23 protein-coding genes are annotated in these 25,144 nt (G+C 51.7%); 17 read left to right on the plus strand and 6 right to left on the minus strand.

Annotation, left to right across the window (positions count from 1 at the left end; genetic code table 11):
- The coding region (locus ACLUXO_RS09020) for an aldo/keto reductase (RefSeq protein WP_412137268.1) at positions 1–824 on the minus strand (824 nt) is incomplete at its 3' end.
- A 129-nt stretch (positions 825–953) separates the two neighbouring features.
- Here ACLUXO_RS09020 and ACLUXO_RS09025 point away from each other — a divergent pair.
- The 4 genes from ACLUXO_RS09025 (at position 954) to ACLUXO_RS09040 (ending at position 4,438) form a co-directional block, all read left to right on the plus strand.
- Positions 954–1,799, plus strand: coding sequence for a DNA/RNA non-specific endonuclease (locus tag ACLUXO_RS09025; RefSeq protein WP_412137269.1), 846 nt, complete (start codon positions 954–956; stop codon positions 1,797–1,799).
- A 15-nt stretch (positions 1,800–1,814) separates the two neighbouring features.
- The gene (locus ACLUXO_RS09030; protein WP_412137270.1) at positions 1,815–3,218 is read left to right on the plus strand and encodes a C69 family dipeptidase; all 1,404 of its coding nucleotides are present in this window, start codon (positions 1,815–1,817) and stop codon (positions 3,216–3,218) included.
- Between the two features lie 74 nt (positions 3,219–3,292).
- Positions 3,293–3,880 (plus strand): alpha/beta fold hydrolase, encoded by a 588-nt coding sequence (locus ACLUXO_RS09035; RefSeq protein ID WP_412137271.1) that lies wholly within the window; start codon positions 3,293–3,295, stop codon positions 3,878–3,880.
- Between the two features lie 36 nt (positions 3,881–3,916).
- Positions 3,917–4,438, plus strand: a complete 522-nt coding sequence (locus ACLUXO_RS09040) for a GNAT family N-acetyltransferase (RefSeq protein WP_412137272.1) — start codon at positions 3,917–3,919, stop codon at positions 4,436–4,438.
- On the opposite strand, the gene pepI is transcribed toward ACLUXO_RS09040, so the two are convergent.
- Complete coding sequence (gene pepI / locus ACLUXO_RS09045) at positions 4,435–5,322, minus strand: proline iminopeptidase (protein ID WP_412137290.1); 888 nt, start codon at positions 5,320–5,322, stop codon at positions 4,435–4,437. The genes ACLUXO_RS09040 and pepI overlap by 4 nt on opposite strands.
- Before the next feature lie 78 nt (positions 5,323–5,400).
- Here pepI and ACLUXO_RS09050 point away from each other — a divergent pair, with 78 nt between their 5' ends.
- Together ACLUXO_RS09050 and ACLUXO_RS09055 are read left to right on the plus strand one after the other, a co-directional pair.
- Complete coding sequence (locus ACLUXO_RS09050; RefSeq protein WP_412137273.1) at positions 5,401–6,318, plus strand: magnesium transporter CorA family protein; 918 nt, start codon at positions 5,401–5,403, stop codon at positions 6,316–6,318.
- 31 nt (positions 6,319–6,349) lie between these two features.
- On the plus strand, positions 6,350–7,264 hold the full coding sequence (locus ACLUXO_RS09055; protein ID WP_412137274.1) for a serine hydrolase: 915 nt from the start codon (positions 6,350–6,352) through the stop codon (positions 7,262–7,264).
- A gap of 37 nt (positions 7,265–7,301) precedes the next feature.
- Here ACLUXO_RS09055 and ACLUXO_RS09060 read toward each other — a convergent pair whose 3' ends face one another.
- Positions 7,302–7,547, minus strand: coding sequence for a hypothetical protein (locus ACLUXO_RS09060; RefSeq protein WP_412137275.1), 246 nt, complete (start codon positions 7,545–7,547; stop codon positions 7,302–7,304).
- 148 nt (positions 7,548–7,695) lie between these two features.
- On the opposite strand from ACLUXO_RS09060, the gene ACLUXO_RS09065 reads away from it, so the two are divergent.
- The 3 genes from ACLUXO_RS09065 to ACLUXO_RS09075 all read left to right on the plus strand — a co-directional run bounded on the left by ACLUXO_RS09065 (position 7,696) and on the right by ACLUXO_RS09075 (position 13,923).
- Positions 7,696–8,268 (plus strand): TetR/AcrR family transcriptional regulator, encoded by a 573-nt coding sequence (locus ACLUXO_RS09065; RefSeq protein ID WP_412137276.1) that lies wholly within the window; start codon positions 7,696–7,698, stop codon positions 8,266–8,268.
- Positions 8,269–8,311: 43 nt separating this feature from the next.
- A complete protein-coding gene (locus tag ACLUXO_RS09070) occupies positions 8,312–12,742 on the plus strand; it encodes an MMPL family transporter (protein ID WP_412137277.1) in 4,431 nt (1,476 codons plus the stop codon).
- 113 nt (positions 12,743–12,855) lie between these two features.
- Positions 12,856–13,923: a zinc ribbon domain-containing protein gene (locus ACLUXO_RS09075; RefSeq protein ID WP_412137278.1), complete on the plus strand. Its 1,068-nt coding sequence runs from the start codon at positions 12,856–12,858 to the stop codon at positions 13,921–13,923.
- Between the two features lie 203 nt (positions 13,924–14,126).
- Here the strand turns inward: ACLUXO_RS09075 and ACLUXO_RS09080 are convergent, their stop codons facing one another.
- Positions 14,127–15,512: an NAD-dependent succinate-semialdehyde dehydrogenase gene (locus tag ACLUXO_RS09080; RefSeq protein ID WP_412137279.1), complete on the minus strand. Its 1,386-nt coding sequence runs from the start codon at positions 15,510–15,512 to the stop codon at positions 14,127–14,129.
- 505 nt (positions 15,513–16,017) lie between these two features.
- Between ACLUXO_RS09080 and iscB the strand changes: the two genes are divergently transcribed.
- The 3 genes from iscB to ACLUXO_RS09095 all read left to right on the plus strand — a co-directional run bounded on the left by iscB (position 16,018) and on the right by ACLUXO_RS09095 (position 18,712).
- Entirely contained in the window at positions 16,018–17,346 is a 1,329-nt protein-coding gene (gene iscB, locus ACLUXO_RS09085) for an RNA-guided endonuclease IscB (RefSeq protein WP_412137280.1), read from the plus strand.
- 188 nt (positions 17,347–17,534) lie between these two features.
- Positions 17,535–18,206, plus strand: a complete 672-nt coding sequence (locus ACLUXO_RS09090; RefSeq protein ID WP_412137281.1) for a type 1 glutamine amidotransferase — start codon at positions 17,535–17,537, stop codon at positions 18,204–18,206.
- 8 nt (positions 18,207–18,214) lie between these two features.
- Positions 18,215–18,712, plus strand: coding sequence for a nucleoside 2-deoxyribosyltransferase (locus ACLUXO_RS09095; protein ID WP_412137282.1), 498 nt, complete (start codon positions 18,215–18,217; stop codon positions 18,710–18,712).
- A gap of 41 nt (positions 18,713–18,753) precedes the next feature.
- On the opposite strand, the gene ACLUXO_RS09100 is transcribed toward ACLUXO_RS09095, so the two are convergent.
- A complete protein-coding gene (locus ACLUXO_RS09100) occupies positions 18,754–19,614 on the minus strand; it encodes a helix-turn-helix domain-containing protein (protein ID WP_412137283.1) in 861 nt (286 codons plus the stop codon).
- A 2-nt stretch (positions 19,615–19,616) separates the two neighbouring features.
- Positions 19,617–20,420 (minus strand): alpha/beta hydrolase, encoded by an 804-nt coding sequence (locus ACLUXO_RS09105; RefSeq protein ID WP_412137284.1) that lies wholly within the window; start codon positions 20,418–20,420, stop codon positions 19,617–19,619.
- A 202-nt stretch (positions 20,421–20,622) separates the two neighbouring features.
- On the opposite strand from ACLUXO_RS09105, the gene ACLUXO_RS09110 reads away from it, so the two are divergent.
- The 5 genes from ACLUXO_RS09110 to ACLUXO_RS09130 all read left to right on the plus strand — a co-directional run bounded on the left by ACLUXO_RS09110 (position 20,623) and on the right by ACLUXO_RS09130 (position 24,863).
- Positions 20,623–21,216 carry a TVP38/TMEM64 family protein gene (locus ACLUXO_RS09110; protein ID WP_412137285.1) on the plus strand — a complete coding sequence of 198 codons (594 nt, stop codon included), beginning with the start codon at positions 20,623–20,625 and terminating at the stop codon, positions 21,214–21,216.
- On the plus strand, positions 21,216–21,710 hold the full coding sequence (locus ACLUXO_RS09115) for a GNAT family N-acetyltransferase (protein WP_412137286.1): 495 nt from the start codon (positions 21,216–21,218) through the stop codon (positions 21,708–21,710). The genes ACLUXO_RS09110 and ACLUXO_RS09115 overlap by 1 nt, the downstream gene beginning before the upstream one ends.
- Positions 21,711–21,954: 244 nt before the next feature.
- The gene (gene serS, locus ACLUXO_RS09120) at positions 21,955–23,262 is read left to right on the plus strand and encodes a serine--tRNA ligase (protein ID WP_412137287.1); all 1,308 of its coding nucleotides are present in this window, start codon (positions 21,955–21,957) and stop codon (positions 23,260–23,262) included.
- 157 nt (positions 23,263–23,419) lie between these two features.
- Entirely contained in the window at positions 23,420–23,983 is a 564-nt protein-coding gene (locus tag ACLUXO_RS09125) for an RNA polymerase sigma factor (protein ID WP_412137288.1), read from the plus strand.
- Between the two features lie 13 nt (positions 23,984–23,996).
- Entirely contained in the window at positions 23,997–24,863 is an 867-nt protein-coding gene (locus ACLUXO_RS09130) for an RsiV family protein (RefSeq protein WP_412137289.1), read from the plus strand.
- Positions 24,864–25,144: the final 281 nt, after the last annotated feature.

Below are 25,144 nucleotides of genomic sequence, written 5' to 3' on the forward strand. Positions count from 1 at the left end.
TCCTGGTGCTGGTTAGGGTTGCGGTCGGCGCGGCGGCCATCTGCTTTGTCCAAATCTGTCAAGGCTGTCACTTCTTCTTCAGTTAGACTGAAGTCAAAAATATCCAAGTTGCTCAGCTGGTGCTGGCTGGATGAAGCCTTTGGAATTGGCACTACCCCCAGTTGGACTTCCCAGCGCAGGATGACTTGAGCTGGACTCTTGCCGTATTTAGCAGCCAACTTTTGAATCACTTCTTCTTTAAAAACTTCCCCGGCCCGCATAAGTGGACTCCAGGCTTCCGTAACAATCCCATGCTCATCGTCATAAGCCCGGACAGCCCGGCTGGACCAGTAGGGATGCAGCTCCACCTGGTTGACGGCTGGCGTAACCCCGGTTTCCTTAATCAAGCGGTCGATATGCCCTGGCTCAAAATTTGACACCCCAATCGACCGGACCAAGCCAAATTTTTGGGCATCAATCAAGGCCTGCCAGGCTTCAACGTAGTGGTCTTCCAATGGGTTTGGCCAGTGGATCAGATAGAGGTCAAAGTAGTCCAGGCCACTTCTTAACAGCCCTTCTTCTAATTCGTTGATTGCGGCCTTGTATTCCTGGTGAGCTCCCGGCAGTTTTGAAGTCACAAAGAGCTGGCTTCTGGCAACTGAGCTGTTTTTGATCGCCTTGCCCAGGGCTCCTTCGTTTTCATAGCGGGCGGCTGAGTCCAGGATCCGGTAGCCGTTTTCAATTGCCTGGCTGATCGCTTGGACCCCTTGGTAGCCCTTGATCTTGTAGGTGCCAAAGCCGATTTTTGGAATTGTGTTTCCATCATTTAGCTTGAATTCTTCCATAATTTTTTCCTTTGCCTTTCTATAGGTAAGTATTGCTTGCTTTTTCTATCAATTATAGGTTAAATCTTTTGGTTTATGGCCAAAATCCTCTAAAATAGATTTAGTCTAAAAGTTAAGCGAGGAAAATCAATGGCGAAAAAACGCAGGCGCAAAAAGCGCCAAAATACCAGCCTGCTGTCGGTCGCTATCGCCGCGGCGGCAATCATTTGGGGCGTCTACACCAAGGGCGGCCAGGAAAATCTGACTAGTTCCAGTTCAAATACCAGCACTTCATCAAGTGCGGTCAGCTCGGCCCAAACGGCGAAAACCGTCTACGGGGGCTTAGCCAAGAGCGACTACCAGCAATTGGCCCAGGAAACTTTTAAATCTGGAAACAAGGGTTGGCGCTATGTTAACAACAACCACTCCACCCTGGTGAAAAGCGCCTGGAAGGTCAACCGGGTCATCTACTCCAACCTGGACAGCCAGAACCGGACTTCCAGCTCCAACACCGCTTTTTTGGAAAAGCGGAACGTGGCCAACGACTCTTTAAGAGTCAGACAGTATGTCCAGCCAACCGGCTGGCACTCCAACCGGCAAAACGGGACCCAGATCTACAACCGGGGCCACCTGATTGCCTACTCAGTTTCCGCCGGCATCGACCAGGACGGCAACTACAACCCCAAGAACCAGTCCGGTGACCAGAACAACCCTAAGAACCTCTTTACTCAGTCAGCCTTTTCTAACCAGAAGATCCAGACGATTTTTGAAAGCAAGGTCCGGTCAGCTTTAAGAAGCGGGAAGAAGGTCATCTACCAGGCAACGCCAATTTTCAGAGGCCGGGAACTCATGGCCCGGGGGATCAACCTCCAGGCAGTTTCCACCGACGGCAGCCTGGATTTCAACGTTTACATCTACAATGTGCAGCCGGGCTACCAGTTTGACTACGAAACCGGCCGGGCAAAGATCGACCGTGGCATGCAGGTCAGCGAATAGAAAGAAGGAAGAAACATGCGCGACAACTGTACAACCATGCTGGTGGGCAAGAAGGCCAGCCTTGACGGGTCCACGATCGTGGCCAGAGATGAAGACTACGACCAGGGCTTTAACGAAAAGCGCTTTGTCTACTATCCAGCTAAAAATTATGATGAGCTCTTTGTCTCCAAAGGAACTGGCGTTGAAATTCCCTTAAAAGGAGAAGGCTGCGGCTTCACCGCCGTCCGTGACGCCGTAGAAGACTACGGCCGCTTTGACGAGCAGGGGATCAACAGCTACAACGTGGCCATGAGCGCAACGGAAAGCGAAGCCAGCAACCGCCGGGTCTTAGGCCATGATCCTTTTGTCAAAAACGGGATCGGGGAAGACTCCATGCTTTATTTGGTTCTGCCTTTCATCAAGACGGCCAGAGAAGGGGTTGAACGCCTGGGCCGCCTGGTTGAAGAATACGGGTCCAGCGAAAGCAACGGGATTGCTTTTGGCGATGAAAATGAAATCTGGTACATGGAAACCGGGGCCGGCCACCAGTGGGTTGCCCGCCGGGTGCCAGACGACAGCTATGTCGTGGCCCCAAACATGATGATCATCGGGGAAATCGATTTTGACGACCCGGCCAACTACATGTATTCCACTAACCTCCGCCAGTTCGTCAAGGACCACCACCTGAACCCTTCTAAAACTGGCAGCTTTAACTTCCGGGAAATTTTTGCCCCAAGAGACCAGGATGACCTCCGCTACAACACTCCCCGGATGTGGTATGGGCAAAAGCTCTTTAACCCGGAAGTGGGTCAATCCGTCGATGACTTGGACATGCCGTTTTGCCGGGTGCCGGCCAAGAAGATCGCTATCGAAGACGTGCAATTTTACTTGAGCAGCCACTACGAAAACACGGAATACGACTACTTGACCAAGGAAGAAAGCCCGGTTAAGAATGCCTACCGGCCAATTTCTGTCACGGTCTCCCAGGAATGCTCTATCATGCAGATCAGAAGTGACCGGCCAGAAGGCTACAAGGCCATCCAGTGGCTCTGCTTCGGCCTTTACGCGGCCGCGCCTTGGGTGCCTTTCTACACCAATATCAAGGACACCCCAGCCAATTACCAGATCAAGACCGGCCAGGCTGATCCGACCAATAGCGCCTACTGGCTCTACAAGTGCATCCAGGCCTTGCTGGAAGGCAAGCAGCAGGACTGGCAGAGAAAGCTCCGGGCCTTCCAGGCTGACTGCCAGAGCCTGGCCATTCAGCATGTTGACGAAACTGACCGGGCAGCTGAAAAGTTAAGCCAAACAGAATTAGCCGGCTTTTTGACGGAAGCCAATGAGCAAATTGCCGCGGCGGTTACGGCCAAGGGCAAGGAAATTTTTGACCAGCTGGTCAAGGACAATCTCAACAACTCGATTTACAAGTACCGGCCCTAATTCCCGGCAAAAAATAGTACAATAGGAATGTTGTAAGTTTTTAATGTAAAGTAAGAAATCGTAAGGAGTTTTTTATGGAAAAAGAGATGACCTTAATCAGCACCAAGGGCAAGTTAAAGGGAATTTGGGGCGAAGCCGTCAACCCGATCGAAGGGATGACCCCTTTGGTAATTTTGGCCAAGACCGGTGACAAGGACCAGGCCTTTTGGCTGAGCCGCTACTTAAACGACGCCGGCATCCTGACCTTCACTTTTGAAGCAGAAGATGCAGCCAGCGCCATCAGCGGCTACCACCTGGCCTTTGACGAACTCAGAAATGACGACCGGGTGGCCAGCGAATATATCGTCTTTGCCGGCTACGGGGAAGCGGGTAATGCGGCAGCTGTTGCGGCTAGTGAAATCGGCCGGTCAGTCCGGGGGATCTTTTTAATGTCACCAGTTATCAAGGACTGGGACAAGATCAAGGGCTACCAGGGCCGCAGCTACATTGTTGCCGGCAGCGATGACGACCAGGCGCCTTTGGCCAGCCTGGAAATGATGGCCAAGCAGCTGAAGCAAGGCGAACTTTTGCAAATGCGGGGCGCTGGCCACGACTACCGGGAAGAAGACTGGGAAAGAGCAGGGATGCTGCTCAGAACCTGGGTTTTGACCGGCCTTAACTAAGAAACTGTAAAGCAGATAAAGAGAAGAAGGCAAAGCATGACAGAAGTAAAAATTGTGCAAGTTAGTGAGAAAGATTTGCCAGAGTTGATTGCTATCAGCCGGGAAACTTTTGCGGATACTTTTGGCAAAGACAACAGTCCGGAAGACATGGTCAAGTTTTTGGACGAAAACTACAATGAAGACAAGCTTGGGGGAGAAATGGCGACTCCGGGCAGCTCTTTTTATTTCTTGAAGGCAGACGGGGAAGTTGCCGGCTACTTGAAGCTGAACGTTGACGATGCCCAAAGTGAAGAAGTTGACCCAAATGGCCTGGAAATCGAGCGGATCTACCTGCGGAAAAGTTTCCAGCACCGGGGCCTGGGCAAGCAGCTCTTTGAGTTCGCGGAAGAAAAGGGCCGGGAATGGGGCAAGTCTGTCCTCTGGCTGGGTGTTTGGGAGCACAACGAAAACGCCAAGAACTTCTATGCCAGCCGCGGTTTAACCCGGTTCAGCGAGCATGTCTTCGTTCTTGGCGATGACCGTCAGACAGATTTTTTGTTAAAGAAGGCTCTGGTCTAGTCCTGGCTGATTAACCAGTCAGCCAAGAGCTTTTGGTACTTGGCATTTTCCTGGACAAAAGGCATGTGGCCGCAGCCGGCAAAGAGCTCCCAGCGGGCGTTTGGCAAGTGGTCGTACATGCTTTTGGCCACTAGGGGAGTGCACAAGTCGTCAGTGCCGCTGGTAATCAAGGCCGGCAAGTGCAGGTCCTTTAAGCGGTCAGTGTACTCATAGCCGTGCAGGTTGCCAATCGGCGTATATTCATTAGGGCCCCAGCCGGTCAAGTAGGCCAGGCTGCCGCCCTTTTTTTTGCGCAAAACTGGCTCCGGCAGGTCCGGCGTAAGCTTGATGGCGTGCTGGTCCATGAAGTGGGTATTGGCCGCCTGGTAGGCCGGGGAGTCGTAGTTGCCAGTTGTTTCAGCTTCCTTGATAGCGGCCTGCTCATCTTCTGGCAGGTACTTGATCAAGCGGTGCAGTTCCTGGCTCCAAAGCTTGGCGGAGGCTAAAGTGGAGGAGAGGATCAGACTCTTGATTCCTTCAGGCTGGTAGTCGCACAGGTAGATCAAAGCCAGCATCCCGCCCCAGCTTTGCCCCAGGAGGTGGATCTGGTCAAGGCCCAGCTGCTCTCTGACATTTTCCAGTTCCTTGACCCAGGTTTGGGCCGTGTAGGCAGTTTCTGCCTGGTCGTCGGGGATGCTGGAGTTGCCGCAGCCTAATTGGTCATACATGATGACCTGGCGGCCGCTTTTTTCAGCGACTTGGTCGAGGACTTCAAAATAGTTGTGACTGCTGCCGGGCCCGCCGTGGAGAAGGAGGAGCGGGGCGCGGTCAGTAGCCTCGCCCACGATCCGGCAGTAGGTTTGCCAATTTCCGAATGGAAGATATTTTTCTGTGATTTGCATTATTATTTTACCTACTTTAAACAACTTAATTTTAAAAAAATGGTAACATGAATAATGAGTAAAATGAAGGTGGGGACAGCCATGATAAAGCAACAAATTTTTCCAATTGAAACAGATTTTAACTGGTATGACGTCAATGGCTTGAACGAAGCTGACAGCCGGCGCCTGCAGACAGAGTTTTATTTTACCCCGGAAATTATTTCCTACGTTTCCGACCGGCATGAACGGCCCCACTACGACTACGACCAATATACCGACACCCACCTGCTGGTCTATGACGTGCCAGTCTGGCCAACGACGACCAGCAAGCACTTCACTTCCCGGCCAATCACTTTTTTGCTGCAGGACAAGAACCTCTTTTCTTTCCATACGATTGAGACCAGCTATGTTTTTGACGAGTTCAATGATCCCCAGGTTTTGCGCCGGCTCTCCCACGCCCAAGATGTGACGGAACTGCTGGCGACTTTTTTGATGTATGCTTCCCAGTACTTCCAGCGGGCCATCACCCAGCTGGATGCTGAACGCAACGACCTGGACGTCAAGCTGAGCGATGACATCGACAATAAGGACCTGGTGGAGTTGTCCAATATTGAAAAGAGTCTGGTCTACCTGTCCAGTTCAATTCAGACTGACCAAATGATGCTGCACAGCCTGCAGCACTCCCGGCTGACTTTTTCCAAAGCGGCCAAGGAAAGGCTGGACGACGTTTTGATTGAATCCAGCCAGTCTTCAGAAATGGTGCAGATTTCCCGGCAGGTGACCAAGACTTTGTCATCGACTTCCAACAACATGATGAACAACAACTTGAACGACACCATGCAGTTCCTGACGGTCTGGTCCATCGTTTTGACTATCCCGACCATTTTGACTGGTTTTTACGGGATGAACGTGAAGCTGCCGGTTTTCGGGGCCAGCTATGACTGGATAGTCATTATTTTGATTACCGTCCTTTTGATGGTCTGGCTGATCTTCCTCATGCGCAAGCACCATCTTTTCTAAAGGAATTAAGAGCTAGAAACAAGGAGCTTTAATGAAGAACAATATTGTAGTCGGGGCTTTGATTGCCTCCCTGCTGGCTTTTGTCGTGTACACCAGCACCAACAAGGATGCTGAAATGCGGAAGGTCACGGTGGTGCAGGTAAAGAAGTCCGGCAAGGTCAAAAAGACGGTTTCTTCCACTGACAAGGAACCGAATGTCAATTCCATTGAATATGACAACCAGGTCAAGAGCAGCAAGGGCAGTGACAAGCAACTGGTCAAGGCAATTAAGAAGGCTATGGGCCAGGACGTCAGCTACCAGGTGGCGGCTTATGATTTGAATAAGAGCAGCCATTTCGCGGAAGTGGCTAACACCAAGAGCGGCCAGGATTCCCAGAAGATTTTTTACCTCTATCTTTTGATCGCCCTTTACGCCCAGGAAAAGTCCGGCAAGATCGGGGCCAGCACGGCCATCAAGGTTACTAAGGCTGACAAGGCCGGGACAAGTCCGGCGATCGCGGTCGGGATCAGCTACGGGCCAAGCTACTTGCGCGAGCAGATGCTGAAGGGCAACAAGACCGCGGCTAACGCGCTTTTGCGGACGATCGGGACTAAACAGGTCAACAAGATTCTTAAGCAGCTGGGGGCCAGCCAGACCAAAGTAACGGGGACCTTCTCTAAATCCGTGGTCGGCAAGACGACAGCTAGTGACCTGGCTAAGATCATGGTTTCCATCTACCAAGGCAAGCAGGTCGGCAGCTACAACCAGCAGGTTCTGACTGCTATGACGGGGAAGACCAAGCTGGCCAGCAAGGCCAAGGGGACCATCTACCAGTATGCTGATGGCAATTTAGAGGTCGCCTTGATCAGCAATAACGGCCACAATTACGTAGTCAGCGCCTGGTCAAGCAAGACTGATGACTTTGCTTCCTTGGGACAAGCCGTTAAGCAAGTCATGGAAAAGTAAAGACGAATAAACTGAACAGAAGAAATGAAAAACGACTCTACAGCCAGACAGTAGAGTCGTTTTGTGTTTTCTTGTGTTTACGTGGTTTATAAGTTTTCTTAGCCAGCCACATATACCAGGCGAATTGGAATTCCCCGACCATAATGCAGATAGCCAGCAGCAGGAAGGTCACCACGAAAGGATTGATGCTGCTGCCGTCATTGTAATGAAAATTGAACATGAAAACATTCAGATAAATCAGTAAACTGAACCAGTAAAAGTTTGCGAACCACCAGATTTTCATTTTTAGTTTTCATCTCCTATCTGAGTATATGATAGCGCTTTTAGGAATCGTTTTCAACAAAAAAAGAGATTAATTTACAGAGTGTAGATTGAAATCTTCAGTTAGTAGTTATATAATTGCTACAGTTGAAAGGAAAATGGTAGTAATTATGACTCAAAAAAGAACTTTGGACTTGGACAAGGTCCTGGCCAAAGCCACGGAAATGATCGAAAGCCGGGGCTTAAGCGAGACGACCATGCCAAATCTTGCCAAGGCTCTGGGCGTTCGCAGCCAGTCACTCTATCATTACGTGAAGAACCGCTCGCAACTTCTGTCGCTGGTCGCGGCCAGCCGGATCCGCCTGCTCTACCAGGACCTGCTCAAGCAGCTGATCGGTTTGTCAGGCCACGAAGCATTGTTTAAGTTTGCTGACGTGGTCCGCGACCGTCTTCTGGAAGACCAGGCCCTGGCGACCCTGCTTTACCACATGGATGAATTTTCTGATGATTCAGAAGTGGTTAAAGAGGTGGTCAAGATCCTGGACTTGGGTGACCAGCTGCAGGTGGACACTGAGCACGCAGTTTCCCAGCACGCCTTGGTTGGCGCGGTCCTGGGCTACGTCTTCCTGGACCGGTTTACAAATGGCCAGGAAAAGGTGGAAAGTCCGCGAGAAGCAGAGGAAAACTATCACGAAATGGTCTGGCGGCTGGTTTCGCCCAGCGTCCAGCAGTCAAATGCCTAGCTTAGTAGACTGATTGTAAAAGATACAGAAAGGAAAAAGGACGTTGAAGAAGTTACTGAAGAACCACCTCGGCGCTTTGATCGCCTGGGTGCTCATTCTGGTGATTTCTTTGGTTGCCCTGCCAAACGTTGACTCACTGACGAGAGCGCACAGCGAAATCTCCCTGCCAAGCAACGTGGAAAGCGAAGCAGCCAAACTAATCAAGAACGAATGGGGCAGTAAGAAAAAGAATACTTACGAAGTCGCGGTTGTTTTCAACAAGAAATCCGGTAAGCTGACCGAGACCGACCAGGGCAACATCGAAGCCTCAATCGACCGCTTGACCAGCAACCAGAAGAAATACGGCATCAAGGACTACCTGGCGCCGCAAGACAACATCGCGACCAAGAAGCTGCTCAAGTCTAAAGACGGAACGACTTGGGTCATGCAGATGAACATCGCCAAGAGCCACGGGAGCATCTCCCAGGTTTACGACGAGATCAACAAGGCCGTCAAGACCAGTGGGGTAAGAACCTACGTCACTGGGGCAGACGTCCTCAACAATGACTTTACCAGCTCGATCCAAGAAGGGATCAAGAAGACGGAACTGATCACGGTGGTCTTCATCTTCATCGTGTTGATCATCGTCTTCCGGTCACCGGTTGTCCCGCTTGTGTCACTTTTGACGGTTGGGGTTTCCTTCCTGGTTTCCTTCTCAATCGTGACCAACCTGGTCAACCAGGTGAACTTCCCCTTCTCCAACTTCACCCAGGTTTTCATGGTGATTGTTTTGTTCGGGATCGGGACCGACTACAACATTCTGCTATATAACCACTTTAAGGAGGACCTGGGCAATGGCCTAGGGGTGGCTGAGGCCACAAAGGACTCGATCAAGAAGGCCGGCCGGACTATTCTTTACTCCGGCTCCTCAATCCTGATCGGTTTCTCCGCTTTGGGCTTAGCCAACTTCTCCGTTTACCGGTCTGCTTCCGGCGTTGCCGTCGGCGTTCTGGTCCTTCTGGTTGTTCTCTTGACTTTGAACCCCTTCTTCATGGCCACTTTGGGCAAGAAGATGTTCTGGCCAAGCAAGGAATTCGCCGGGGAAAACCCAAGCAAGATGTGGCATGGGATTTCCAGCGCTACTTTGAAGCGGCCAGTTGTCTTCTTGGCAGCTGTAGCGGTTGTCGTTGCTCCATTCTTCGTTACTTACTCTAACGTTTTGAACTACGACGACACGGCGGAAATTTCAGATTCAGTACCTTCCAAGCAAGGGCTGAACCTGGTGCAAAAGCACTTCTCTGAAGGGATGGCCATGCCGTCATACCTTTACATCAAGAGTGACCACAAGCTCGACAATGAGAAGGACTTGAAGCTGATCGACGAATTGACGCGGAAGTTGCGCAATTCTGAAGGCGTGGACAAGGTTATGTCCGCGACTGAGCCATACAACGAAAAGATCAAGCTGCTCTACGTTAAGAAGCAGCTGAAGTCAGTTACCGACGGGACCGCCAAATTGGAAAAGGGTGTCGGCAAATTGACTAAGGGCAGCGAGCAGGTGACCAGCGGGGCCAAGAAACTGGCTAACGGGGCTGACCAGCTCGACGAAGGCACTGGCACTTTGAGTGACGGGGCCAAGGACCTGTACACGGGGACGGTTAAGCTTTACAACGGTTCAATCGCTCTCTACGACGGGGCAGGCACCCTCTTTAACGGGACCAAGACCCTGTCAGTTGGGGCAGATGCCCTTTACTCCGGCACCAGAAAATTATCTAGCGGGGCCAACACCCTGTCTGCTGGTACCCAGAAGCTGAAGAATGGTACCCAAGCCTTGGCCAGTGGTACTGGCTCCTTGGCAACTGGCGCCCAGACTTTGAGAAATGGTGCCGGCAGTTTGAAGAACGGTACTGCAAGCCTGTACACTGGTGCAGGTACTTTGAAGAACGGCGTTGCCAGTCTGTATACTGGTGCTGGTACGCTTAAGAACGGTATCAATACCGCCTACACTGGCGCAGGTACTTTGAAGAACGGCATCAGCACCCTCTACACTGGTGCTGGCAGTTTGAAAGACGGTATCGGCAGCCTGTACACTGGTGCTGGCAGCTTAAAGGACGGTACCTCTCAACTGTTAACTGGCAGCTCAAGTCTTAAGGACGGGACCAGCTCTTTGGCAACTGGCGCAAGCAGCCTGTACACTGGCACTCAGACCTTGACCAATGGCGCCAAGGACCTGACGGCCAACATGAACACCTTGGTTGCTGGCCTTGACCAGCTGAAGAGCCAGCTGTCAGAAAACGCCAGCTCCTTGAACGCCGATCAGCTTGACCAATTGTCACAAGGGTTGACTGATCTGAACAATGGCTTGCAACAACTGAATGGCAAGGTCAGCCAGATTAGCGTGCCAAACATTGACACTTCAAAGATCTCCAGCCTGGTCAGCGGTCTGCAAAGCCTGCAAGGGCAAGTTTCATCACTTGAATCTGGTTTGACCAATGCCAAGAGCGGTTTGAGCACTGCCGAGTCTGCAGTTTCCGACCTGGCAAATTCAATTAAGAAGGTTTCAGACCCAACTTTGCAGGCCGAACTGCAAAATAAACTTAACTCACTTAACGGTGATTTAGGTACTGTAAGCAACGGCTTGGGCACTGTCGATTCTGCCGCAAATAACATGAAGGGTGCCGCTTCAGGTATCCAAAGTGCTGCAGGCAGCTTTGGCAACGTGTCTTCAACGGCTGACTTGAGCACGCAACTGCAGCAACTGCAGGCAGCTGTTTCCCAGCTGGCGAATGGCTCAAGCACTTTGAGCACCCAGGCAGCCAGCGGGATTAGCGACTTGAAGTCCGGCTTAGGCAAGATCAGCCAAATGCAGTCAGCAGTTGACGCTCTTGCAACCGGTGCCCACAAGCTTTACACTGGTTCAAACTCAATTTATAGCGGTTTGAGCAAGGGTATGGCAGGTGCCTTGGCCCTTTCACAAGGCGCAAACCAGCTGAACAGTGGTGCTGCATCCCTTTACGACGGCATCAGCAAGGTTAATACCGGTGCAAACAGCCTGTACACCGGTGCCGGCCAGGCAAATACTGGCGCGATCAGCCTTTACAATGGTGCTGGCCAGTTGAACACTGGCGCGGTTAGCCTTTACAATGGTGCCAGCCAGCTGAATGCCGGCGCAAACAGCCTTTACGCTGGTGCTGGCAAGCTGAATTCTGGTGCAATCAGCCTCTACGCTGGTGCCGGCCAGTTGAACACTGGTGCATCCAGCCTTTACTCCGGCACGGGCACTTTGGTCAGCGGGGCTAAGAAGGTCAACTCCGGCGCAAGCCAAGTCAACACTGGCGCTGGCCAGGTTAACTCCGGTGCCGGCCAACTGGCTAACGGTTTGGCCAGCGGCGTCAGCGGCGCGGCTCAACTGGCTAACGGCGCAAGCCGCTTGACCAGCGGTGCCGGGCAACTCCAATCCGGTGCTGGCCAATTGCAAAACGGCCTGGCGCAAGGCGTCAACGGCTCCAGCCAACTGGCTGAAGGGGCTGACAAGCTGCAGTCCGGTACCAGCCAGCTTTCCAGCGGCGCAAGCAAGCTCGCTGAAAAGACGCCAGCCATCACCAGCGGCTTGACTGCCGTCAACAACGGTCTGGTTTCCGCCGGCTCATACTTGAATGGTCTGCGCAAGTCCAAGGCCTCTGACACCTTCTACGTGCCAAGCTACGTCTTGAAGCACAACGCCGACCTGCAGAAGTCCCTCAAGGTCTTCCTCAGCCCGGACAAGAAGAGTGCCATGATCATCATCATCCTGGACAGCAACCCAAGTTCTGAAAGTGCCGCAGAGCACTCACAAGCTTTGAGCGCTATGGCCCGCAAGTCCCTGAAGGGGACCGACCTGGGCAAGGCTGAAGTCGAAATGGGCGGGCAAAGCTCAACCATCGAAGACACCAAGAACACGGCCAGCGGTGACTTTACCAGAACTATGGCAATCATGCTGATCGGTATCGGCATTGCCTTGATCTTCGTCACCCGGAGTCTGCTGCAACCGATCTACATCCTGGGGACTCTGCTCTTGGCCTACATCAGTTCTCTGTCAATCACCCGCTGGGTTGTCAGCGGCGTGATGGGCCGGAGCACCCTGGCTTGGAACGTGCCGTTCTTTACCTTCATCATGTTGATCGCCCTCGGGGTCGACTACAGCATCTTCGTCATGATGCGCTACCGCGACAGCGATCCGCATGCCTTGCCTAGCGCAAGAATCCTGGAGGCATGTACGGTTATCGGGACGGTTGTCATCTCAGCCGCCGTCATCCTGGGTGGTACTTTCGCGGCCTTGATCCCATCAGGCGTGCCAACCTTGATCGAAGTGGCCATCGGGGTCATCATCGGTCTGGCCATCCTGGTCTTCTTGATGCCGATCAACCTGTCTGCTTCAACCAAGCTGACCTACGAAGGCTTCCCATGGCCTAAGTGGGCAGGCCGCAAGAAGGGCCTCAGCTTCGGTAAGAAGTCTTAAATAAAAGCTAAATAATGCATTAAGAACCCGTCATCTTTGGCGGGTTCTTTTTTTGTCCGTGCTGGGAAAATGCTATAATGTGGAAAAAGAAACACTAGCAAAGGACGATTACTATGAAAAAGTGTCCCAACTGTGGACAGGCCTTGACTGGCCAGGAACAGACCTGCCCGAACTGTGGATTCAATGTGGAAAAATACCGCCGCGACTACTTTACGGAAGAAGCAGTGGAAGAAAATGTGGAGAGAAGAGAAGCTGACCGGTCTTTAGAAAAAGAGCCAGCCGACAAGCTCAGCCGGTCCGCTTACCGGCAAAAGCAGGAACAAAATGCCTTTACCGGCAACCCAACCGTGGAGAAAATGCTCCAGTGGATGAGAGACAACACCACGATCGCCTTCTTGGTCGGCGTGGGCCTTTTGATCATCATGAGCTTCTCCCGGCCCCTTGGCTGGACAGCTTTTGCTGTCTCCATGGCTCTCCTCATCTGGACCGGCCACCGGGACTCCCAGGGCGAATACACGGCTGACCGGAACTTGACTGAATATATCCGGAATGGGGCTTCTAAAGTCTTCAATGCCTTTGACGATAAGGAAAGTGAAATTGAAGAGAAGAATGAAGACTTCAGCCAGACCCACCCGAAATTTGAAGCCAAGCTGGAAAAGGTGAAAAAGAAGACCAAGAAGCCCCGGAACTTCGGCATCATCCAGCTCTCCATCCTCTTGACCAGCTTGATCACCCTGGTCCTGCTTTTCCTGGGGACAGGTTTCGTGACCTCCAGCAGCAAGCTGACCGTGGCCAGCGTCTTCTTTGAAGTCGCCAACCGGCAGATCGCGGCGGGCAAGATCGTTCCCGCCTTGATTCTCTACCTCTTCCTGGCCATCTTCCTGCTCTTGCCAGTCTTCATCATGCTGGCCGTCAGCCAGAATACCCGGGTCTCCCGGGTCCGGGCCTTTGCCTTGTCCCTGGTCGAAAGCCTGGTCTTGATCTACCTCTTTTACCAATTGGCCCAGACGGTTAGCGCGACCAGCTACTTAAGCCAGGCTGTTTCCAGCTTGAAGAGCTATGCCGTGGCCATCGGTATTTCCGGCTACCTTTTGATCCTGGTCAGCTGCCTGACCACGGTTTTGGCCGGTATCAACATGTTCCAGCCAATGGTCAAGCCCGAGCAAAATAGTGAAGAATAGTTTTTTGCAGATAAAAAGGCTGCTGGTCTGAGTGACCAGCGGCCTTTTCTTGGTATTTTCTACTTGGAGATTCGTGAAAAAAACTTAAAAGTTGCGAATTAAGGAGCAAAAACTAGTCCAAAAGAAACACTAAAAAGTATGTAATAAAGATTAAAGAAAAAAGTAAAGGTAAGTGTAGTTGCAAGAGATTGAGTTACAACTGCTTATTGCTGATTTTGATCAGTAAAATCGATCACCAGGTGTTCATTGACGAAGGCGTCCAGGCCCAAAGGACTGAGCTCGCGGCCGTAGCCGGACTTCTTGACCCCGCCGAATGGCAGGCTGCCGTCAGTGATCCAGCGGCCGTTGATGACCGTCATCCCGGTTTCAATCTGGCTGGCGACTTCTTCAGCGTGCTTGATGTCACTGGAGATGACGGAAGAACCCAGCCCGTAGCTGGAGTCGTTGGCTAAGGCAATGGCTTCGGCTTCATCTTTAACCTTGTAGACCACGCAGACTGGCCCGAACATTTCCTGGTCAAACATTGGGTTGTCCTTAGTCATGTCCGTCAGAATAATTGGCCGGCTGAAGGCACCTGGGGCGTCAATTTCCGGATACTCGTAGTAGACCTTGGCTCCGCCAGCAATTGCCGCTTCCACCTGCTTGGCCAGCTTTTCCTTGGCGGCTTGGGAGTTCATCGGCGGCAGGGTAGTGGAGTCTTCCAGCGGGTCACCCCACTTAAGGCCGGAGTAAACCTCCTTCATGTCTGCCAGGACTTCTTCATAGCGGTCAGCCAAAACGATCATCCGCTTGGATGAAGTGCAGACCTGGCCGTTGTTGTAGCTGCGGGCGTCGCTCAAGGCTGCCTTTAAAACTGCCGGGTCAGCATCGCTCAAGACGATAAAGGCGTCGTTGCCGCCCAGTTCCATGGTGGACTTCTTCAAGTTCTTGCCGGCGTTTTCGGCTACGGAAGCCCCGCCTCTTTCAGACCCGGTCAAGGCCACCCCTTGTACCCGCGGATCAGCGATGACCTGGTCCAGCTGGCTGTAGCTGAGGTAGAGGTTGAGCAAGCTGCCTTCTGGTGCCCCGCCGTTTTTGACGATCTTAGCTGCCAGGGCAGCAGAGCTTGGTACATTGTGGGCGTGCTTGAGCAGCATCGGGTTGCCGACGACAAAGTTCGGGGCAAAGACCCGGATGACCTGGTAAAGAGGGAAGTTCCATGGTTCGCAGGCCATGATTACCCCGGTGGCCTGCTTTAAGTAGTAGGCGCGCCCGTATGGGTTAGGCAGGTCGACCGGCTTTAAAAGCTCCGGGCCGTGGTCGGCGTAGTAGTTGAGGATGCCAATGCAGATTTCAACTTCTTCCTTGGCTTCGCTGAGCTTCTTGCCCATTTCCAGGGTCATGGTCTTGGCCATTTCTTCTTCTTTTTCCTGGAACTTGGCCGCGATGTCCTTCAAAATGGCTGCCCGGCTGCTTGGTTCTTCATGCCGCCACTTCTTGTAGAGGGCGTGGGCTAAGGCCAGAGATTCTTCAATCTGCTGGTCAGTCGGGTTTTCGTAGCTGGCGAAGACTTCATTGGTATATGGATTCACTGATTCGTATTTTGCCATAGCTGTTTTCTTCATCCTTTCGAATTAAAAGTTGATCAGACCGGCTTTTACCGCCAATCTAGTGTAAGATTCACAAATATCCCTTTCTCTAGTATAAACCGCTTTCTGATTTTTTGGTATAATTAAAGGCTGAAATAATTTTATTATGTCAATGGTAACCCCTTACTGAAGTAAGGGGCTTGAAGCGCAAGCTTCAGGTCACTTATCTTTTGCAGGGAAGCTGGAGAAATCCAGCTTTCATTGTCTAGACTAAGCTATCCAGTCGGCTTCGGCTGACTGGATAGAGGAACTACGTTATCCATGTCATCACACCCAAGGATGATGCCCAAGTCTTTGGCTCTGTGGCAGCTCTGTAAACAGTCATGAGGTTAACGTGACAGTCAACTGCGCCCACAAGCATGGATAACATTGTCGATGGGCAACAACGCAAATCCAAATTGGGTCTCCTAGTTTGGACGAGTGGCAGGAATCACTGTTTCCTGCATTACGAAAAAGGAGAAAAAACATGAAGCATGAAAATGCCAATCGGGTGTTTTTGCTGGGCAGGGACGGCAAGCCGCTAATGCCATGCCGTCCAAGAAAGGCCAGACTGCTGCTGAAAAGTGGCAAGGCTATTGTGGTCAAGAAATATCCGTTCACCATTCAGCTGAAATACGGCTCATACGGCTATAAGCAGAAGGTCAGCCTTGGCGTAGACACTGGGCAGAGGCATATCGGCTTTGCCGTGGTCAGTCAAAACAAGGTGCTGCATCAAAGCGAGGTAGAGCTTCGTCAAGACGTTCATAAGAATCTTTACACCCGCAGTATCTACCGCAGAAGCAGAAGAAATCGCAAGACCCGCTATCGTCAGGCACGCTTTCTCCACAGGATTCACGGCAAGCGTGATGGCTTGTGGCTTCCGCCATCAGTAAAAGGCAAGGTAAACCATAACATTGCTTGGATCAAACGCTACCTGGCCGTGTTACCAAATCCCGATCTTCACATCGAAGTAGGCAAGTTTGACATGGCCAAAATGGTTAATCCAGAAATTTCGGGCAAGCAGTATCAAGAAGGCTCACTGAAGGACTGGAAGAACTATGAGTATTACGTGCTGGCACGTGACGAGTACTCCTGTCAGCTCTGCCATAAACATGGCGAAGGCGTAAAGCTTGTTGTCCACCACATTGTCTACCGCTCACAAGGCGGGACAAACCGGGTGGACAATCTAATAACGCTTTGCACGGACTGTCATACCACGAAGAACCACCAGCCAGGTGGCAAGCTCTACAAGTGGATGAAGGCAAAGAAGAAAGTGACAAAGAAGCTGAAGGGTGCAACGTTCATGAACATTCTGCGCAAGCGGATCATGACGACTTTCCCAGAAGCAAGCTTTCAATACGGTTCGCAAACCTATGTAGATCGTAAGAATCTTCTTTTGCCAAAGGGTCACTTCATGGATGCAATCGCAATCAGCGGGATCAAGTCAGTGGGGCAGATGCCGGATACGGTGACGGTGATCAGCCAGTTCCGCAAGAAGAAGCGGTCACTTCACGAAGCAACTGCAAGAAAAGGCAGAAAGCAGCCAAATACGTCATCCAAGCGTAATGAGAAGAATACGAAGCATGCACGTGGCTTGTGGCTAAATGACTACGTTCGTGTGATAGGAAATCATGCCAAGGGCTATGTAAAAGGCTTTAAGTCGAACGGATATTACGTTTATTTGACAGACGGCTTAGGCAATTACGTGCTGAACAATGGCAAGAATTACATCAATGGACAGCAGTGCCGGTTGATCATGCATAACGGCAACTGGCAAAAAGCAGAGCAAAAGCTTTCTCTGTACGAATTTAAGTAAAAAGAAGCTGGCAAAACCTATCCCTCCACCCATTGAAATAGGTGGAATCCCGGGCTTGCCAGCCATTGACAATCATTGAAGGAATATTTTAACGGCAATTTTTTCAAAGCTTTTGGTAAAAATCTCCTGTTTAATGAAAAAATCCGGCGGGCATGGTAAAATATTTAAAATATTGAAAGGACGAGATTATGCGGATCAACGTTTTGCAGCACACCCCGAATGAGGGGCCAGGGGCTATCAAGGCCTGGGCCGAAGACCGGGGCAATAAAGTCTATGTATACCATCCGGAAACTTTCGGCATCTTCCCGAAAGCTGATGAAACTGACATGCTGGTCGTTTTGGGCGGGCCGATGAGCCCGGGCGATGACCTGCCCTGGCTGGAAGAAGAGCGGCAATTGATCAAGGACTGCCTCAAGCAGCACCTGCCAATTCTGGGCATCTGCCTGGGCGCCCAGCAAATCGCCATCTGCTTAGGCAGCAGCGTGCACCCGGCAGCCCACAAGGAAGTCGGCTGGGCTCCGGTCTACAAGCAAAATGACACTATTGCCGGTTTGCCAGACAAGCTCCTGGCCCTGCACTGGCACCAGGACATGTTTGAAATGCCGGCTGAAAGCCACCTGCTTTATTCCAGCGACCTCTTGGCCAACCAGGGCTTTTTGGTCAATGGCAACGTGATCGGCCTGCAGTTTCACTTAGAGCCTTTGGCTGACAATGTCCGCGAAATTGTCATCAATGACGGCGCCTACGCTGAAAGCGGCAATGACTTACACCAGACTCCGGCTGAGATTCTGGCCCAGCCTTTGCCAAGCGCCAACAAGCGCGCCATTTACACCATGTTAGATTATTTAAGCGTCCACTAGGAGGATTCATGACGGCAACAGCACGTATTTATTTAGGTTCATCTTTTCACCGTGACCACCATCAAGTCCGGGCCAAGCAGGTCCGCGAATACCTGGCGGCCAACCCGACGGTTGAACATGTCCACTTTCCCTTTGACCAGCAGGTAACCGACCCGGCTGAAGACCCGAATGTCGGCTTTGGCGACGAACGCAGCCTGCTTTGGAAGCAGCAGACCTACCAAAACGACATCAACGGCCTGTCCATGGCCAACTGCGGGGTCTTTCTTTACGACATGGATGAACTGGATGACGGCTGTGCCTTTGAAATCGGCTTTTTGCGGGCACAGAACAAGCCGGTCATCATCGTGCCTTTCACTAACCACCCAGAAAAGAAGCCAATCATGAACTTGATGCTGTCTGAAGGGGCAACTGCTTTTATCAAGGGTGACCAGGAACTGGAACTCTTAAAGACTTACGACTTTAACAACTGCCCATGCCGACCGCTGACTGGCTACGGCACTATTTAAGGCGAAAAAATAAACGGTCAATCTCGCGATTGACCGTTTTCTTATGCTTTCTCTTCAAGTTCTTTAAGGAGCTTGCCGCCTTCTTTGAGGATGACCTCGTTCTTGTTCAAGCGGGCGAAGGCCAGGGAGTCATGCAAGTGCTCCAGGGCGGTATTCATGGACCGCTTTTGGGCCAGGTCGTCCAAGGCCAGTTGGTAAAGGACCCGGGCCAAGAAGTAGACCACGTGGTGGCTTGAAGCCAGCTCGTAGGCGTAGTTGAGCAGGTTGTCAGCGTGCTTGTACTGGCCGTTTTGCCCATAGAATTCGCCGGCGGCCGTCAAAACAGACATTACCTGGAGTTCTCTTAGGCTGTCCTTGATTTCGACTTTCTTGATCTGGTCTAAGATCTGGTCAAAGTAATGGGAGGCCTTGTCCATGTCCTGGCTGGCGTAAACCTGGCTGCAGCCCTTAAGGGCCAAGAGGCGGTAGATGTTGTCGGCCTTGAGGTTGTCTGTCGTCAAGATATTGTTGAAGTAGAAGAGGGCCGAGACTTCGTTGTGGTCTCCGTCCAGGGCCAGCTGCCCGCACAGGTAGTTGTAGTGCAGGAGGTCCTGCTTGTCGCGGATCTTTTTCTCATTGACCTGCTTGAGGATCTTGCGGACCTGGTCATAGTCGTAGGTGATAAAGCAGAAGTCCGCGGAAAAAAGCTTCTGGGCAATTTCACTTTCCGTGCTGGTCAGCATGATGTCGGATAAAGAGATGTTCATCCGCTCGCAGAGCTGCTTGAGGATCTTGAAAGAGGGGATTTGCCCGTTGTTTTCGAACTTGCTCAGGGTTGACTGGGTGCAGATCCCGTTGCAGAGCTCATTTTGGGAGAGTTTGAGTGACTTGCGGATTTTGATGAATTTTTCAATGTTTATCATGGTTATTCGCTTCCTGTTTTCAGACTGAGGGCATAGTTGAGATAGGTCATGCTTTCCCGGAGATAGTCCCGGCCGTAGTCCATGGCGTGGCCGTGGCCGGGGATGATTTCCAGGTCAACCTGGTGGCCGCGGCCGGCCAGGCGGCCGGCAAAGTCAGTAACGCCGGTCAGGTCGGTTAATTCAGCCGCGGAGTTGATCATGAGCAGGCGGCTCAACTTGGTGTAGTCATAGCTCTGAGCATCCAGGTCGGCCAAAAGGTCGGAGTCTTCACTGCCGGCATAGGTCAAGACGAAGTACTTGTAAAAGGCTTCATTGATGGCCTGTTGCTTGGTCAAGCCCAGTTCTTCTTTAGCATTGACTGAGGGCTTGACCTCCTGGTGGTCGGCCAGCCAGCTGCTGAAGTCGACCGGGGCTGACCAGGTGACGGTTGGAAAGCCGTACATGCCGGCCACCTTCAAAGCCAGGGTGCCGCCGCTGCTGGCCCCGATCTGGACGATATTGTTTTCATCGCCTTCGTCGGTGTAGTTTGAAGCTAAAAGCCAGGCCGCGAAGTTGAGGGCATCCTCGTGGGCAGCCGGGAAGTGGTCGGCCGGAGCCAGCCGGTAGTCGGGCACAAAGGTCATGAAGCCGGCGTTGGCCAGGTCGATGGCTACGTCCCTGATGCTGTCCTTGCTCCCCCGGAACCAGCCGCCGCCGTGCCAGAAGATGAGGATTTTTGTCTGTGAGTCGGTATCGTTGGGATAGTAGATGTCGGTCTTGAGACCATGCTTAAGGTCATAAGCGATATTGTTAATAGTCACAACCATAATCTCATTCTACCTTTCTGATTTGATTTCTGATCTTTGCTTATAACTTAATTATATACTCAAAGCAATAATTTCTGCTTGTCTTTTTGCTTTTTTCGCAAGGAACTTGGATAAGTTTGGGTAAAGCTTGAAGCAAACTGGTGGGGCAGCCGGAGGCTTTTTGCTAAAATTATCCTGGAATTGTTTTTAGGGGGAAAAGACCATGAGTTACGAACAAAGCCGCAAGCTGATCAACCGGCTGACCATTATTTCAACCATCGTGATCATTGGCCTCTGCATCTACTGGTACCAGCTGGGGATTTTTACCAGCCAGGCCAAGATGAGCGCCTATCTGGCTGACAAAAAGATCCTCGGTCCCTTCATCTTTGTCTTGATCCAGATCATCCAGGTCGTGATCCCGATTATCCCCGGCGGGGTCTCCCTTTTGGCCGGGGTTGTCTTCTTCGGCGCCGTGCCCGGTTTTATCTACAACTATATCGGGATCGTCATCGGCTCCTTGATCAACTTCTTCCTGGCCCGCTACTATGGCAAGTCCTTCATCTTGCACATCGTGTCAGAAGAGAGCCTGGAGAAGTATACCAAGTGGACTAAGAACCAAAAGAAGTTCAATTGCTTCTTCGCCATCTGCATCCTGGCCCCGGTTGCCCCGGATGACCTGCTCTGCCTTTTAGCGGGTCTAACGGAAATGAAGCCTTGGACCTACTTCTGGATCATCGTCCTCTGCAAGCCTTGGACCATCGCGGCCTACAGCCTGGGTCTGGTCTATGGGGCCCGCTGGATCATGAGGCTGATGTGATGGAGAGCGAGCGGATATATTTGCGGCCGGTCGGGCCGGAAGATGCTGAGCTGCTTTTGTCTTGGGGGCAGGATCCCTACTACCGGGAAACGGCGGGCTTTGCCCATTACCAGAATCTGGCAGAAGCTGAAGAAGGGGCCTTGGCCTACCAGCAGCGGCCGGCCAGCTACATGATTTGCTTGAAAAAGGGCCAGGCGATTGGCCTGCTGGAGCTGTACCCCCGGGATGGCCAGTCTAGGGAGCTGGGCTTTCTTTTGGACAAAAAGTACCAGGGGCAGGGCTACATGACTGAAAGCATCAACTGCCTCTTAGGGGAGGCTTTTAAAGATCCGGAGATCAAGGAAATCTGGGCTGGCTGCCGGGCAGACAATTCGCGGCCCCAGCATTTATTGCGGAAACTGGGCTTTCGGCAGATGTATGAAGTCGATTACCGGCAAATCCCGCCTTTTTTAGATTTTTCAGCTAAGTATTATTTGCTAAAACGGAGCGAATAGCATAGAATAGAGACAAACACGAAATCCCTAGACTGCCGACAGAGAGTCCGCGTATGCTGAGAGCGGACGGCGGTCGCTTCCAGATTTCATTAGTGTGGGCAATTAATCATTGCACGGCCGGGCACCGTTAACGCCCAACTGAGTGCGGCTCTTTGAGCCGAAACTGGGTGGTACCGCGAACCGTGCGCCGATTCGTCCCAAGACTGGGACGGACCGGCTTTTTTTATTTTTTCGGAGGTTATATATGCTGGATATTAAGGTCATTCGCGAGAATCTTGACTGGGCCAAGGAAAAGTTGGCAACTCGGGGCATCAAGCCTGAGCAATTGGATGAACTGGTAGCTATCGACGCCAAGCGCCGGGAAGCTATGGTGGAAGCTGAAAACTTGAAGGCAGAAAGAAACGAAGTTTCAAAGAAGATTGCTGCCGCCAAGCGGGAAAAGGCAGATGCCAGCGAAGCCATCGCCAACATGCGTGAAGTCGGCGCCAAGATCAAGGAATTGGACCAGGAAGTTGACGAACTGCAGGAAAAGCAAGAATACATCTTGCTCCGTTTGCCAAACTTCCCAGCTGACTCAGACCCAATCGGCCCTGACGAAAGCTACAACGAAGAAGTCCGCCGCTGGAACGAACCAACCAAGTTTGACTACCAGCCAAAGGCTCACTGGGACCTGGGCACTGACCTGAACATCCTGGACTGGGATGCGGCAAGCAAGGTTTCCGCAGCCCGCTTCGTTTACTACAAGGGGGCCGGCGCTCTCTTGGAACGGGCAGTTTACAACTTCTTCCTGGATGAAAACACCAGCGAAGGCTACACTGAAGTCATCACCCCATCCTTGGTCAACAATGACTCAATGCAAGGGACTGGCCAATTCCCGAAGTTTACGGAAGACGTCTACACGATCGTTGACAACGACGACCCGGAAGTAGCCCGGAACCTGACTTTGATCCCAACTGCTGAAGTTCCTTTGGTCAACTACTTCAGAGGCGACATCATCGACGGCAAGAACCTGCCGATCAACGTGACTGCTTTGTCACCAGCCTTCAGAAGTGAAGCTGGTTCAGCTGGCCGCGACACCCGGGGCTTGATCCGGATGCACGAATTCCGCAAGGTAGAAATGGTCAAGGTGGTTAAGCCGGAAGACTCCTGGAAGGAACTGGAAAACTTGACCCACAACGCTGAACACCTGCTGCAAAAGCTGGGTCTGCCATACCGGGTCGTAGCCTTGTCAACCGGGGATGCATCCTTCACCAGTGCCAAGACTTACGACTTGGAAGTCTGGATGCCAGCCCAAGACACTTACCGGGAAATCTCATCCTGCTCCAACTGTACTGACTTCCAGGCCCGCCGGGCACAAATCCGTTACCGCGATGAAGACGGCAAGGTTAAGCTGACCCACACTTTGAACGGGTCAGGCCTGGCTGTCGGCCGGACGGTTGCCGCTATTTTGGAAAACTACCAAAACGAAGACGGCACGGTTACCGTACCAGAAGCTTTGCGTCCATACATGCACGGCATGACCAAGATCACGCCAGAAGTTAAGTGGCACTAGTCTTAAAGGAACTCCGCGGAGGGGTTCCTTTTTGCGTGGAAAATTTTTTCTAAAAAACTTTTTGCAAAAGTGTAACCTTTCAGCTCCCTTAGGTGTCTATTAGGGTAGAGGAGATGAGGGCCTCGAAAAACAAAAAGTAAAAGGACGGAAAAAGACAGTGAGAGAAACTGAAATCATCGGGCAGTTCTTCGCCAGAGACGAAGCTGCGCTCACTTCAGTCCAGAGTGAATATGGGGCATACTGCTCAACGATTGCCCGCAACATCTTGCGGGATAAGGAGGACGTTGAGGAGTGCCTGAACGATACTTGGCTGAAAGCCTGGAACACGATTCCGCCGAAGCGGCCGCAGAGCCTCTTGGCCTACCTGGGGCGCGTCACGCGCAACGGAGCCTTGAACATGGTCCGCGACCAAAACCGGCAGAAACGGGCTGGGGATCAATATACCACCTCGCTGGATGAAATTGGAGAGTTATCCGGTGAGGTCCAGGGGCAGGCAGAGCTGGAAGGGATTGAGAGCAGCGCTTTGACGGAGATCATCAATGATTTTCTGGCAGGCCTGCCAAAAGAGAAAAGAATTATTTTTGTTCAGCGGTATTTTTACATGGACGCTGTTAACGATATTGCGGCAGCTAACGGGATGACCGTATCAGCCGTTAAGGTGTCATTGCTGCGGATGCGCCACAAGCTGGGCAAAAAGCTGCAGGAAGAAAAGTATATTTAAAGGGGATACTATTATGAAAAACACTGACTTAATGGATGCAATGGGCGGAATCAAGACTGAGTACATCGTGGAGGCAGCAGCCAGCCGGGGGCAAAAGAAGGTCATTCCTTTGTCAGCCAAGCGCAAGCCGTGGGTCCGCCTGGTGGCAGGGATCGCGGCCGCGGCTGCTTTCAGCGTGGCTTTGCCAAACACGAGTCCGCAGGTGGCTAATGCTATGCAGAACTTGCCAGTTGTGGGGAACTACTTCAAGCTGGTGACCTTCCGTGATTACCACTATGAAAGCCGCAAGCATTCAGCCGATATTTCTGTTGATAAAGTTGCCGTCAGCGGGGTAACTGGACCGGCAGCCAAGGAGGCTAAGAAGAGCAGCCAGGCAGTCAACCGGGAAATTGCCCAGGAAACTGACCGCTTGACCAAGGAATTCAAGGCTTCTCTGAAGAAGGGCGGCTATGGTTCTTTGACGGTCAAGACCAAGCAGGTGACTAACAACCGCTACTGGTACGTGGTCAAGCTGACAGCTGTACAAACCCAAGCTGACAGCGGGGAAAGCAGCCGCTACTACGTCTTCAGCAAGGCCAGCGGCAAGCAGGTCAAGCTGGGGGACTTGTTCAAGAGCGGCAGCAATTACCAAAAGGCCATCAGCCAGAACATCATTAAGCAGATGAAGCAGGAAATGAAGGCTGACAAGAACAAGAGCTACTTCCTCAAGGAAAATGGCGATCCGGACGGCTTCAGCCAGATCAAGAAGAACCAGCAGTTCTACATCAACAAGAAGAACCAGGTGGTTATCGTCTTTAACCAGGGCGAAGTTGGTCCAATGTCCATGGGCAGCCAGAGCTTCGTTTTGCCAAACAAGCTGGTTGCCAAGCTGCAGAGATAAAAATACAGATTAGAAGTGTGTAGAGTATAGAGAGAAAAGAAAAAGCTAAAAAAGAGAATAATAGAGTGAGGAAAATGGTGACTTTGGTCGCCATTTTTCTTTTGCCCAGCTTCTTTTGCCGATTTTTTAGAAAAAATCGCAGAAATTTTCTCTGCTTTTTTCGGGAAAAGCAAGCGAAATAAGAACAATCCTTTGCTAAAAGAAGGGAAAATGCTGTTAATCCGATTCATTGCCGTTGAAGGAGAAAGGTGAGCAACAACAACTCTGCCGGGTGCATCAAT

Origin of the sequence: Lactobacillus delbrueckii subsp. bulgaricus (assembly GCF_046938665.1) — a bacterium.
Classification (GTDB): Bacteria; Bacillota; Bacilli; order Lactobacillales; family Lactobacillaceae; genus Lactobacillus; species Lactobacillus delbrueckii_C.

What these genes read in the sequence shown, in the direction of transcription:
- ACLUXO_RS09025 (WP_412137269.1), top strand. Translation starts at nt 954, where the DNA reads ATGGCGAAAAAACGCAGGCGCAAAAAGCGCCAAAATACCAGCCTGCTG.
- ACLUXO_RS09030 (WP_412137270.1), top strand. Translation starts at nt 1,815, where the DNA reads ATGCGCGACAACTGTACAACCATGCTGGTGGGCAAGAAGGCCAGCCTT.
- ACLUXO_RS09035 (WP_412137271.1), top strand. Translation starts at nt 3,293, where the DNA reads ATGGAAAAAGAGATGACCTTAATCAGCACCAAGGGCAAGTTAAAGGGA.
- ACLUXO_RS09040 (WP_412137272.1), top strand. Translation starts at nt 3,917, where the DNA reads ATGACAGAAGTAAAAATTGTGCAAGTTAGTGAGAAAGATTTGCCAGAG.
- ACLUXO_RS09050 (WP_412137273.1), top strand. Translation starts at nt 5,401, where the DNA reads ATGATAAAGCAACAAATTTTTCCAATTGAAACAGATTTTAACTGGTAT.
- ACLUXO_RS09055 (WP_412137274.1), top strand. Translation starts at nt 6,350, where the DNA reads ATGAAGAACAATATTGTAGTCGGGGCTTTGATTGCCTCCCTGCTGGCT.
- ACLUXO_RS09060 (WP_412137275.1), bottom strand. Translation starts at nt 7,547, where the DNA reads ATGAAAATCTGGTGGTTCGCAAACTTTTACTGGTTCAGTTTACTGATT.
- ACLUXO_RS09065 (WP_412137276.1), top strand. Translation starts at nt 7,696, where the DNA reads ATGACTCAAAAAAGAACTTTGGACTTGGACAAGGTCCTGGCCAAAGCC.
- ACLUXO_RS09075 (WP_412137278.1), top strand. Translation starts at nt 12,856, where the DNA reads ATGAAAAAGTGTCCCAACTGTGGACAGGCCTTGACTGGCCAGGAACAG.
- ACLUXO_RS09080 (WP_412137279.1), bottom strand. Translation starts at nt 15,512, where the DNA reads ATGGCAAAATACGAATCAGTGAATCCATATACCAATGAAGTCTTCGCC.
- iscB (WP_412137280.1), top strand. Translation starts at nt 16,018, where the DNA reads ATGAAGCATGAAAATGCCAATCGGGTGTTTTTGCTGGGCAGGGACGGC.
- ACLUXO_RS09090 (WP_412137281.1), top strand. Translation starts at nt 17,535, where the DNA reads ATGCGGATCAACGTTTTGCAGCACACCCCGAATGAGGGGCCAGGGGCT.
- ACLUXO_RS09095 (WP_412137282.1), top strand. Translation starts at nt 18,215, where the DNA reads ATGACGGCAACAGCACGTATTTATTTAGGTTCATCTTTTCACCGTGAC.
- ACLUXO_RS09100 (WP_412137283.1), bottom strand. Translation starts at nt 19,614, where the DNA reads ATGATAAACATTGAAAAATTCATCAAAATCCGCAAGTCACTCAAACTC.
- ACLUXO_RS09105 (WP_412137284.1), bottom strand. Translation starts at nt 20,420, where the DNA reads ATGGTTGTGACTATTAACAATATCGCTTATGACCTTAAGCATGGTCTC.
- ACLUXO_RS09110 (WP_412137285.1), top strand. Translation starts at nt 20,623, where the DNA reads ATGAGTTACGAACAAAGCCGCAAGCTGATCAACCGGCTGACCATTATT.
- ACLUXO_RS09115 (WP_412137286.1), top strand. Translation starts at nt 21,216, where the DNA reads ATGGAGAGCGAGCGGATATATTTGCGGCCGGTCGGGCCGGAAGATGCT.
- serS (WP_412137287.1), top strand. Translation starts at nt 21,955, where the DNA reads ATGCTGGATATTAAGGTCATTCGCGAGAATCTTGACTGGGCCAAGGAA.
- ACLUXO_RS09130 (WP_412137289.1), top strand. Translation starts at nt 23,997, where the DNA reads ATGAAAAACACTGACTTAATGGATGCAATGGGCGGAATCAAGACTGAG.